The 11,630-nt window shown below is 41.7% G+C and carries 8 protein-coding genes; 5 read left to right on the top strand and 3 right to left on the bottom strand.

All coding sequences use genetic code 11. The features are described 5' to 3' along the window. Positions 1-100: 100 nt before the first annotated feature. Entirely contained in the window at positions 101-694 is a 594-nt protein-coding gene (locus VB714_RS19750) for a DUF547 domain-containing protein (protein WP_323226387.1), read from the bottom strand. Between the two features lie 150 nt (positions 695-844). On the opposite strand from VB714_RS19750, the gene VB714_RS19745 reads away from it, so the two are divergent. From VB714_RS19745 to argS, 4 genes are all read left to right on the top strand, one after another. Continuing rightward, entirely contained in the window at positions 845-1,912 is a 1,068-nt protein-coding gene (locus VB714_RS19745) for an aromatic ring-hydroxylating dioxygenase subunit alpha (protein ID WP_323226386.1), read from the top strand. A 386-nt stretch (positions 1,913-2,298) separates the two neighbouring features. After that, positions 2,299-3,513, top strand: coding sequence for an RNA polymerase sigma factor SigC (gene sigC, locus VB714_RS19740; RefSeq protein ID WP_416309747.1), 1,215 nt, complete (start codon positions 2,299-2,301; stop codon positions 3,511-3,513). A 333-nt stretch (positions 3,514-3,846) separates the two neighbouring features. Continuing rightward, entirely contained in the window at positions 3,847-5,670 is a 1,824-nt protein-coding gene (locus VB714_RS19735; RefSeq protein WP_323226384.1) for an adenylate/guanylate cyclase domain-containing protein, read from the top strand. A gap of 106 nt (positions 5,671-5,776) precedes the next feature. Next, complete coding sequence (argS, locus tag VB714_RS19730) at positions 5,777-7,876, top strand: arginine--tRNA ligase (protein ID WP_416309746.1); 2,100 nt, start codon at positions 5,777-5,779, stop codon at positions 7,874-7,876. A 169-nt stretch (positions 7,877-8,045) separates the two neighbouring features. Here the strand turns inward: argS and VB714_RS19725 are convergent, their stop codons facing one another. Together VB714_RS19725 and VB714_RS19720 are read right to left on the bottom strand one after the other, a co-directional pair. Next, a complete protein-coding gene (locus VB714_RS19725) occupies positions 8,046-8,738 on the bottom strand; it encodes an NUDIX hydrolase (protein WP_323226382.1) in 693 nt (230 codons plus the stop codon). 79 nt (positions 8,739-8,817) lie between these two features. Continuing rightward, on the bottom strand, positions 8,818-10,872 hold the full coding sequence (locus VB714_RS19720) for a CHASE domain-containing protein (protein WP_323226381.1): 2,055 nt from the start codon (positions 10,870-10,872) through the stop codon (positions 8,818-8,820). A gap of 517 nt (positions 10,873-11,389) precedes the next feature. Here VB714_RS19720 and VB714_RS19715 point away from each other — a divergent pair. Then, positions 11,390-11,630, top strand: a 241-nt coding sequence (locus tag VB714_RS19715; protein ID WP_323226380.1) for a PIN domain-containing protein, incomplete at its 3' end; no start/stop codon positions are given.

Raw genomic sequence — 11,630 nt, 5'->3', positions numbered from 1 at the left:
TATAATCTTTTTCCCAGTCACTACCAAACCAATCAAAAAGAGAAGAGAGAGAAACAATATTTTTTGCGCGATCGATTTGAATACCGTGAGGACTAGAAATCTAGCCCCGCGTTTGTTCTTCTAACTGTTCTTCTAATTTCTCTCCAGTATAGGGTTCGGTTCGGAGAATAGGACAACTAATTGAAGCGCAATTAATAACAGCATGAATTCGCGGTTCATTATAATTAGGTCGTAAGGTTTTATGTTCGATATCATCTAAAGTTTTGGATTGTTCGGCAATTTGGAAACGGCGACCCTTCCAAACCCCTAAAATATCTTTAATACTACTTTTTAAAGGTTCTTGATCGATAATGGATTGTAACGTAAAAGAATTATACGCATTAGTCCAAAATGCAATTTGTTCCTTTTCATTCCAAGAATCATACATTTCTTGGGAGACTAAAGCGAGAGATTGATTAAAGCGATCGAGTTTTTGTCGATTGAGTTGTAGTGCTTTATAATCAACAAAACCATCTTCGTCAACATAGGTTTTCAGAACATCGGCATATTCGTCGTAAGTAAAATCGAAATTTGGCGATCGCGTTTCTTCGACGGTATTCTCTGGAGTAGCCGCTTGCAGAAAAGGGAGAGAATTGCAGCCCGTGAGAAGAGGAAGAGTAAAGCCGAGAATAATAAAATATTTAGTTAAATTCATGGTTTTAAGAGCGAGTTTGGAACTTATACTATGTTGATAACTATCTTTATCCCATGACGATCTGAGAAAATCCTGAAAAGGCCATCGGTTTCTCAAAAATCTTGATTACGATCTACAATGCCAGTCTATTAATACCCTTACCCACTACCCATGACCCCACAGAAAGACTTTTTTCTCCGCAATATTTGGTATTACGGGCTACCTGGAAGCCGCCTCAAACGGGGAAAAATGTTAGCAAAAACTTTATTGGGAGAACCGATTTTATTTGGTCGTCGTCAAGATGGGGAAGTTTTTGCCCTGCGAGATATTTGCCCTCATCGCGGCATTCCCCTCAGTTGCGGACGTTTTGACGGCAAGGAAGTAGAATGCTCTTATCATGGTTGGCGTTTTGACGGCGAGGGAAATTGTACAGAAATTCCTGCTTTGGTAGAAGGACAAACCCTCGATCTCAAGCGATTTGGCGTGAATTCATATTTAGTGAGAGAAATACAAGGGAATATTTGGATTTATATGAGCGATCGCCAGACAGATCGCGATCTCACTATGCCCGAACCAGAAATGGATCCGCCTCGGGTAGCGGAATTTGGCGATCGCCCCTACCAATTCCTAGAAACCGTTCATTTCCCCTGTTTTGTCGATCATGCCGTGGTGGGATTGATGGATCCGGCTCACTCTCCCTTCGTCCATCGGGCGTGGTGGTGGCGTTCTGAAGGCAATTTTCAAGAACAGGCACGGCTTTTTGTCCCCTCTCTTTACGGATTCACAATGGCACGACATAAAATAGATATTGTCACTCCTATGTATCGCCTTTTAGGAGGAGGAAGAGTCCCAGAAACAGAAATATCATTTCAATTACCGGGAATTCGCATCGAAGAACTCAGGGCTGGAGAGTCCATTATTACCAATTTAACCGCAGTAACACCCCTCTCGGAAACCGAAACAGAAGTTAACTTTATCGCTTATTGGAATGTCCCGTGGTTGGGCGCTTTAGTGCCATTATTACGTCCCTTCGCCAAAGCATTTCTCCATCAGGATCGCCGCGTTGTGGTGCAGCAACAAATCGGCTTAAAACACAATCCCCCTTTAATGTTGATTAATGATGCCGATACCCAGGCCAAGTGGTACTACCAAATCAAAAACGAATTTTTTCGTGCTGTAGCAGAAGGGCGCAAATTTGAGAATCCCATCAAAGAAAGAGTTTTAAAATGGCGCGGATGAATCCCAGGATGAGGAGCAATTTCTCTCGATCCTTCAGGAATCACCCTTTCGAGTGACGTAGATTATTTTAGTTTCTGATAAGCATCACCCCACCCAAAGTACCGCATCACCCAATTAGAAAGGGGGCGCATCTACAATAGAGATAACGGGGATTGATTGTTGCGAGCCCTTACAGAGGGGTCAATTCAGAGTGCGGTTGTTAGCGTGGGGACTGACGCAAAAACAGTTCTTTCCTTTCCCCGATTTTCACAGATCGCCAGCGAGAAGTTATTATGCCAACACCATCTTTGTCCGTCGAGTCCCGAGAACACGATCGCCTCTCTCCAGAGGTAGATTTCAATCCGGCCGATCCCTCTGTTGAATTTGAGGTTGAAGGAATAGACGCGATGGAAACCGCCAAACGTTCCAACCGTAACACAACAGATCTAGTTCGTTTATATTTAACCGAAATCGGTCGCGTCCCTCTTTTGAAGCGCGATGAAGAGGTCGCCGAAGCACAAATCATTCAATCTTATGTCGGCTTATTGGACTTGCGCCGCGAAATGTCCGCCCGAGCCACCCAACCCGAATTATATTTAACATTGAAGTTGCTTTTGCGCCCCGATCTAGCAGCAAATATTACGGAAACTTCATGGCAGCTTTATTTACTACACCGCCATCAAGTCAACGTTATGCACCGCTTTGTGGCTTTAATTGAAGCACACGATCGCCTCGCGGCTCAATTGGGTCATCGCCCTTCTTGGGAACGGTGGGCAGCTATAGTCGATCTAGATGTTGCCACCCTAAAGGCAGATCTCGCCCTTGGCAAATGCTCTTGGGCAATGTTAGCGGATTTGCAGGTCAAAGAACTCGAGGACCTACAAAAATCTGGCATTCGCGCTAAAGAACATATGATCAAAGCCAACTTGCGCTTGGTGGTATCTGTGGCGAAGAAATATCAGAATCGCGGTTTAGAATTGTTAGATTTGATTCAAGAAGGGACTTTGGGATTAGAACGCGCTGTTGAGAAGTTCGACCCTACCAAAGGTTATCGCTTCAGTACCTATGCTTACTGGTGGATTCGTCAGGGCATTACGAGGGCGATCGCCACTCAAAGCCGCACTATTCGCCTCCCGGTACACATTACGGAAAAACTGAACAAGATTAAAAAGGCACAGCGCAAAATTTCCCAAGAACAGGGACGCACGGCCAAAACTGAGGATATTGCTAAAGAATTAGATATGACTCCCGAACAGGTGCGAGATGTTCTGTTGCGGATACCGCGATCGGTTTCCTTAGAAATTAAGGTGGGTAAGGAGAAAGATACGGAATTGGGGGATTTATTGGAAACTGAGGAAGCCTCTCCCGAAGAAAATTTGATGCGGGAAGCCTTATTGCGAGAATTACAAAACTTGCTTTCGGATTTGACCACGCGGGAACGAGAAGTGATTCAATTGCGGTATGGATTAAAAACGGGCAGTCCCTATTCCTTGGCTGAAATCGGTCGCGCTTTAGAATTATCTCGAGAACGAGTTCGGCAAATTGAAGCGAAAGCCTTACAAAAATTACGTCAGCCTAAGCGTCGCAACCGCGTTCGAGATTATTTAGAAGCCATGCAGTAATACAAATAATTCAGACAGACAGTAGACTCTCTTGGGGGTCTACTGTTTGCATTTTGTATAGCACTACGCATTAAAGTTAGGACATCTCTAACTTCTAAAACCCAGTTATTGCTTACTATTGCCTGTTGCCTATTGCCTAGCGCGTAGCGCTATAAGTAGAAACAAAAAAAGTCAAAAAAAAAGAGAGTCACCGTTTTGGCAACTCCCCCAATCATCAGGGTGCATCTACAAGTATTAATATAACAGTTGGGGTGGGGGGTGTCACCCCTTTTTCTAGAATTTTGCAAATCTGTAACATTTCTTTACAAACAATAGTAACTTTAAACTAATCCTATGTTTGCTCGCTTGCAGCACTATTTGAGAACGAATCCTCCTTGGATCGCGGGGACGATCGCGACAATTCTCACGGTTATTTCTATCCCAACCGGAATCTGGAATCCCCTCGAACGTGCGGGGTATAACCTTCTTTTTCAACTGCGACCCCAATCAGAATGGGACGATCGCATCGCCATTATTGGCATTGATGAAAAGAGCCTGCAAGAATACGGACAGTTTCAATCCTGGCCCCGCGATCGCTATAGCAAACTGTTAGAATCCCTCGATCGCGCTTATCCCCTTGTGGTGGGATTTGACATTATTTTTGCCGATCGCAGTCCCCAAGATAAAGAATTTGCCGCAGCAATGGACGCATTAGGAACAGTGGTTTTGGGAAGGACATGGACCCGCTTGCAAGATGGGCGATCGACTCCCCTCGAACCCGTCCCCATTCTCGCCGAAGTTGCCGCTAACCAAGGGCAAATCCTTCATCAACGGGACTCCGATGGCATTTCTCGTGAAGTTACCCTGTGGGTGAATAATGAGACTGATTTTTCCATCCCCAATTTAGGATTAGCGATGGTGGAAGTCGAAAATTTCCTGCGGGAAGCAGAAGGAGAACCCCCCATTGCTAAAATTCCCCAACCCCAAGGCGATCGCGAATTCCAAAACCGTCTCATTAATTGGATCGGCAAAACAGAATCTTTCCCTACTTATTCCTTCGTCGATATTGTTGAAGGGAATTTTAACCCTGAAGATTTGCGGCATAAACTTGTTTTAGTGGGATTTACCGCAACCGGGGCAAACGATCCCCTTAGAACCCCCCTGAATGTCAATCCTCCCACCTCTGGGGTTTATCTTCATGCCGCCATTATTGACAATATTTTAGGCGATCGCTTTCTGCGTCGTTTGCCGCAATGGGGGGAATTTCTCCTCTTGATTCCCATTGGACTGCTGGCCAGTTTTCTTTTAATCCAGCGAACCTTACAACGGCGTTTGGCGATCGTTCTCGCTTTTCCCATTGTTTGGTTAGCTCTTGCTTTAATTATTCTCACTTGGCGCACTCTGTGGATTCCCGTTGCTACCCCCATCGGCACTCTTTTTCTCACTGCGACGGGGATTCAATTGCGGGAACAGTGGGAAAAACAGCAGTTAATGAGTCTGTTTGAGAAATATGTCTCTCCAGAAACCGCTAGTTTAATTTGGCAACATAAAGATGAATTCTTTCAGGAGGGGGAACTCTTGGCCGCAGAACTGGCTGCAACAGTGCTATTTATGGATATTCGGGGTTTTACCTCCATTTCCGAGAAAATGACCCCCCCAGAACTCTTTCGCTGGTTAAATCGCTATCTAGACACCATGACTGCCTGTATTATGGAACATGGCGGAGTTGTCGATAAATATATCGGAGATGCAATTATGGCTGTTTTCGGCGTTCCTTTTCCCCATACACAATCTGATAATATTCAACAAGATGCCCTGAATGCGATCGCCGCCAGTATCGCCATGCACCAACGTCTCGAACAGTTAAATGAAGAATTGCAACAAGGTAATTCCCCCTTAATTCGCATCGGAGTCGGCATTCATTCGGGGTTATTAATGGCGGGAAGTTTGGGGGGAATGCAGCGTCTCAATTACTCTGTAGTGGGGGATACGGTTAATATTGCCGCCCGTTTGGAATCTCTCAATAAACAAGTTACCGAAGAACGCCCTTATAATATTCTTATCTCCCGCGAAACTTATGAATTAGTCCGCGATCGCTTTAGTGGTAAACCTGTCATGGAAATTCAACTGCGAGGGCGACAAGAGATGACCCAAATCTATACAATAGTTGATAGTTGATAGTTGATAGTTGATAGTTGATAGTTGGGAAATGGGACAATTGTTCATTTTTTTATCCCTCATCCCTCATCACCGATCGTTCATCCTTTATCCCTTATCCTTTCCCATGTCTTCCATTCAAACCCAACTCACCCAAAAATTCAGTCATGCTTTAGTTGCCGCTTTTGGCGATGAATTTAGCGACACCGATCCCCTTGTTGTTTTGGCCAGCAATCCGAAATTTGGGGATTATCAATCTAATGTTGCCCTTAGTTTGACGAAACGTTTGCAGAAAAATCCTATGACGATCGCCCAGGATATTTGCGATCGCCTGGAAATTAGCAACTTTTGCGAGTCTCCTGAAATTGCCAAACCTGGTTTTATTAACCTCACTCTCAAACCGGACTATTTGGCGACAAAATTGGCAACAATGGCAAGCGATCGCCGTTTGGGGGTGGAACAAGTTAAGCAGCCTCAAAAAGTTATTGTTGATTTTTCTAGCCCTAATATTGCCAAAGAAATGCACGTCGGGCATTTACGTTCGACTATTATTGGCGATAGTATTGCCAGAATATTAGAGTTTCGCGGTCACGATGTTTTACGTCTCAATCATGTGGGAGACTGGGGGACGCAATTTGGGATGTTAATTGCTTATTTAAGAGAAACTCATCCCGAAGCATTGATGACAGCAAATGCTTTAGATTTAGGGAATTTAGTGACATTATATCGTCAAGCGAAAAAGCAATTTGATGAGGACGAAGCATTCCAAGAAACCGCGCGTCAAGAAGTGGTTAATTTACAATCTGGGGCAGAAGATAGTCGTCATGCTTGGCAATTATTATGCGAACAATCTCGGCAAGAATTTCAACAGATTTACGATCGCCTTAATATTAGCTTACAAGAACGAGGGGAGTCTTTTTATAATGCCCTGCTTCCCGGTGTTGTCGAACATTTAGACTCCGTGGGACTATTGGAGGAAAATGAAGGGGCAAAATGCGTATTTTTAGAAGGGTTTACCAATAAAGAAGGCGATCGCCTCCCTTTAATTGTCCAGAAAACTGATGGCGGTTTTAACTATGCCACCACAGATTTAGCCGCACTGCAATACCGCACGGGAAAAGATGAAGCCGATCGCATTATTTACGTCACAGATGCAGGACAAGGCAATCATTTTGTTCAAGTGTTTCAAGTTGCCCGCAAAGCGAACATTCTACCAGAAAATGTAGAAGTAGTTCACGTTCCTTTTGGAGTTGTTAAAGGCAAAGATGGGAAAAAACTACAAACTCGTTCGGGAGATACCATCCGTTTAAAAGACTTGTTGGATGAAGCAGTTTCTCGTGCTTATCAAGACTTAGATAAACGCTTGCAAGAAAAGAATAGAACCGAAAGCGAACCTTTTAAGGAAAACGTTGCCGAGATCGTGGGCATAAGTGCGGTGAAATATGCCGATTTGAGCCAAAATCGAACCAGCGAATATATTTTTGATTATGATAAAATGCTGGACTTGAAAGGGAATACTGTCCCTTATCTTTTATATACTTATGTCAGAACTCAAGGCATTGGACGCAAAGAAGAAAAAATCGGTTCGAGTGCCTTAACAACAGCAGAATCAATATCGATCGCCAAAATCGGACCAAAATATATTCAACAACAATTCCAAGATAATTGGCCAACCTTTAAACCGATCGCGATCGCGTCGGGAGTTTTGGTAACAATTATTTTTGTTATTGATGCGATCGTCAAAATTCATTTTGCAATTCATCACATTCCCTTATTACCTCAAGTTCTACGGTTGACTGGTTTTAGTTCCACTCTTTGGTTTGCTTTCAATCATCTCCTTTTCTATAAAAAACGCCAGCAATTTAAGCAAAAATTAGAAGAGACAAAAAGAGAAGTTTTGGGAACTCCCGATACAGTAAAGATACTTCCCCCGGCACGCGATCGCGCTGCAATTATCCTCCAAGAAGAATATGAACTCATTCTTGCCAAACACCTCTTACAATTAACAGATGTTCTCGCAGAAGTCGAACGCGATTTATATCCCAATCGTCTTTGCCAATATCTCTACGAACTTAGTCAAAAGTTCAATCAATTCTTTGAAAACTGCCCAGTTCTCAAAGCAGAAGAACCCGTGCGAACTTCTCGTTTAATGTTATGCGATTTAACCGCAAGAACGCTCAAACAAGGGTTATCTTTATTGGGAATTTCAGTTCTAGAACGAATGTAATGCGGGTGCATCTCAAAAATGTAAATCTATAGTAAGATGGGCAGGAAATTATCTATCTACCCAAAGTAGGGACGTTAAATTTAACGTCCGTACACATAGATTGACATTCTCCGTAAAGATTGCTAGAATCTAGTTCAGTATAATTTGCTTGATACATTAGGAACATCGTTTACAATTCAAAATTAAAGCCTTTCTGTTTAAGTAATTGATATTTTTTCTCATCAAATTGATAGAGACGCGCGGCACGATGAGGAACATCTTTTTGTTTCTCATCTAGTTCAATTAATAAATCCATTTTCAGAATTTTTTTGCGGAAATTGCGCTTATCTAATTCTTGTCCCAAGACAATTTCATAGAGTTTTTGTAATTGGGAGAGAGGGAATTTTTTGGGTAAGAGTTCAAACCCTATCGGTTCATACCGTAATTTGCCTTTTAAGCGATTTAAAGCAGTCTGAAAAATCATCTCGTGGTCGAATGCGAGAAGAGGTAGACGATCGCAGGGAAACCATGCAGCTTCATCCGCATCGGTGGTCGCTTCTAGTTGGTATTCCCCGAGGTTGACTAAACCATAATAAGTTACGGTAATAACGCGATCGCGGGGATCGCGATCGATTGCACCAAAAGTATATAATTGTTCCAAAAAGATATCTTTTACCCCTGTTTCTTCCTGCAATTCTCGTAGTGCTGCATCTTCAAGGGTTTCCCCTATACGAACAAATCCACCAGGCAATGCCCATTGTCCTTTAAAAGGGGATAAATTGCGCTGGATCAGCAAGATTTTTAGGGTATGTTGTTCGTCTAAGCCAAAAACAACACAGTCAACGGTAATTGCCGGTCGGGGAAATTCGTAACAATGAGCCATTCGCGATCGCATTTTGAGGTAGTTTAACTCTAGAATACCAGTTTGTTCGTTCTCGCTGGATTGAGGAAAAGAACAAGGGTCAAAGGTCTAGAGGAAGAAGAATGCGAAAACACGCACCTTGTCCCGGTTTGGCAATACATTCTAATTGGCCGCGATGAAATTCTCTGATAATTTGATAGCTAATGGATAAACCTAAACCTTGTCCTTTTCCGACGGGTTTCGTTGTAAAAAATGGATCGAATAATTTAGATTTAATTTCTTCAGGGATTCCTACACCATTATCACAAATTTCAATTGCAATATGGCGATCGCTGGTGAGTTGGGTCTTAATAACGATCTGCGGTTTTTCGATGGGTTTCTCGCGATCGCAGGTGTTTCGTAGCGCATCAATGGCATTGATGAGTAAGTTCATAAACACTTGGTTTAGCTGTCCTGGATTACATTCTAGATGCGGTAGTTTTCCATAATCTCGAATGACTTGAATAAAAGAATCTTGTTGTGTTGCTTCAAGACGATGTTGCAAAATTGTCAAAGTATTTTCAATCCCTTCATGAATATCTACAGACTTTATTTCTGATTCATCTAAACGAGAAAAATTTCTCATGGAAAGAACAATTTCTTTAATACGTTTTGCCCCAGACTGGATAGATTTTAGAATTTCAGGAAAATCTGCAAGGATATATTCTAAATCAATATTATCACTTTCTGCTTGAATTTCAGGATGAGGGGTGGGGTTATGTTTGCGATATAAATTAAGCAGTTTTGTTATCTCTTGATAATATTGGAGAATAAACTCAATATTACCGTAAATAAAACTAATCGGGTTATTGATTTCATGGGCAATTCCTGCCGCCATTTGTCCCAATCCAGACATCTTTTCGGTATGAACAAGTTGAGATTGTGTTTGTTTTAATTGTTTTAAGGTATTCTCCAGTTCATGTTTTTGAGATTTAAGTTTTTCTTCTGAATTGGTCAATGCTTTTAGTAATTTTTCTTGCTGAGAAGTTCGTTTCAGGGACATGAAAAGATATAAAGCTAAAACGCTAGTAGGTAGAAAACCGATCGCGAATGTACCTACCAGCTTTCCTAGTATCCCAGCAAATTCTGTCTCTGGTAAAATCAATAATGACCATTCCCGATCTTCTAAATTTACGGTGCGAATACAAACTGTCCAATCTTTACTATAAGGACAATGACGATGATTCGGGGAGTTTGCCAGCAATTGTTCTATTTTTGCTTTTTCAGCATCTTTTAAAAATCGTTCTTGCTGAGAATTATAAGCAATTAAAAATTGCTCTTTAGGCGAACTTAAATTTTTATTGAGGGCAGATTCAAGGCGATCGACTGGCATTTCATAAAGATAAAAATCGAAAGAGTTTATATCAAGTCCTTTGAGCGCCATGCGAACAATATTTTCTATTTCAAAGGTCGTGTAAGCAATGCCAGAAAATGCTTTTTGACGCTCTTCTCGCGTTGCTAAAGAACGGGAATTATTGTAAACTGGAGAATAAATAGTAAATTCTGTTTGAGTCAAAACTTGAGAGGACAAACTACGAGCGATCGCTAAAACACTGGTATCTCTAGCTTTATCAATGGCGGCTTTTCGTTGCCATTCACTATAATGATTGTAGCCCAGTAAGGGTTGTAAAGATTCGTAAGGTTCGAGATAGGTTGTCGGAAAATATTCAGTCATTTCCGATGCAATTTTTCGTTCTTGGCGATCGCCTATTTGCCAAATTTTTAGATTCTGCTTTTCTTCATAGTTTATTCGTTCTTCTTGAATGACTTTAGGTGCATAACCCACTCCTAAAATTCCCGGTGCATTTCTCAAGACTTGCAAAGAAAATTCGCGAAATTCTTCTGCTGTTACGGTGTCTGTTGCGTTATATAATCCAGAAAGCGATCGAGCTACTTGAGATACATCATCGAGATTTCGCTGTAATGCAAAAGCAAGATTGTCTGCACGTCGATCGAATTGTTCTCGAGTTTGCGATCGCACAGAGCGATCGACAAAAATGGTCATTATCGTAGAAATACTGAGTCCCGCAATTAAAACAAATCCTACTGGGAAATAGCGCCAATGTTGACGACAAAACTTAATCGGAATCTGACCCCATTTAAAAATTAACAACACTTTTTCTTTCAACCTTCTCTTTCAGTAGCGATCGCTGGCTAAGTAAAGAATCAATTCACCATTAACTACTTTAGTATATTCTAATTGAGAATATTTTGCAATAGTAATTTTTCTAATTTTTATGCGATCGCATTTTGGGATGAATCAAGATGTCGCGATATCAGCACGCGATATCAAGGCTGATAACTTACAAAATCACACTTTTGTAACACTACCGCGTTTCGATACGTCTACATCTTAGAATACCAGTTTCTCTGAAAATCTATCAGGAGAAATAGAAGATATCGATACTCCCGCCCTTTTCTCGTATAGTATAATTGGCCTCACGCCAGCCCAAAAACGCATTGGCGACGCGGGCATTGGCGTAGAGTGGCGACGGGGGAGGGACGCAAGGAACGGGAATGGCGCTGGATACAGCCTTGTTTGATTAAAGGAGATAAAATTTGTTATGATGAAGGATGAGACATGGCTATAGTGTGTCTTCTTTCACTCTATCTCACCTTATAGTTTTAGCAACATGATTCCAGAGAAAAACGAAGAAGATAAAGAACTTCAGGAAAGAAAATATAAAGAACTTCGGAAAAAAATTATAGATGGAAAAATCACAAAAATAACTTTAGATACCACTATCTTTGATAGTTGTGATTATTCATTTGAATCGAGCATACTCAAGTTGTTAAAACAATTTCGGAATAGTCCTATACAATTCGTTCTCTCTGATATAATTGTGAAAGAAATAAAGTCGCATTTAATCAAGA

This window comes from Spirulina sp. 06S082 (genome assembly GCF_034932145.1).
Lineage (GTDB): Bacteria > Cyanobacteriota > Cyanobacteriia > Cyanobacteriales > Spirulinaceae > CCY15215.
Note: the sequence above shows the minus strand (reverse complement) of the source record. Positions and strands in the feature narration are given on the sequence as shown.

Excerpts from the sequence above, each read along its gene's own strand:
- argS (WP_416309746.1), top strand. The coding sequence starts at position 5,777 with ATGTCTTCCATTCAAACCCAACTCACCCAAAAATTCAGTCATGCTTTA.
- VB714_RS19745 (WP_323226386.1), top strand. The coding sequence starts at position 845 with ATGACCCCACAGAAAGACTTTTTTCTCCGCAATATTTGGTATTACGGG.
- VB714_RS19725 (WP_323226382.1), bottom strand. The coding sequence starts at position 8,738 with ATGGCTCATTGTTACGAATTTCCCCGACCGGCAATTACCGTTGACTGT.
- VB714_RS19735 (WP_323226384.1), top strand. The coding sequence starts at position 3,847 with ATGTTTGCTCGCTTGCAGCACTATTTGAGAACGAATCCTCCTTGGATC.
- VB714_RS19750 (WP_323226387.1), bottom strand. The coding sequence starts at position 694 with ATGAATTTAACTAAATATTTTATTATTCTCGGCTTTACTCTTCCTCTT.
- sigC (WP_416309747.1), top strand. The coding sequence starts at position 2,299 with ATGGAAACCGCCAAACGTTCCAACCGTAACACAACAGATCTAGTTCGT.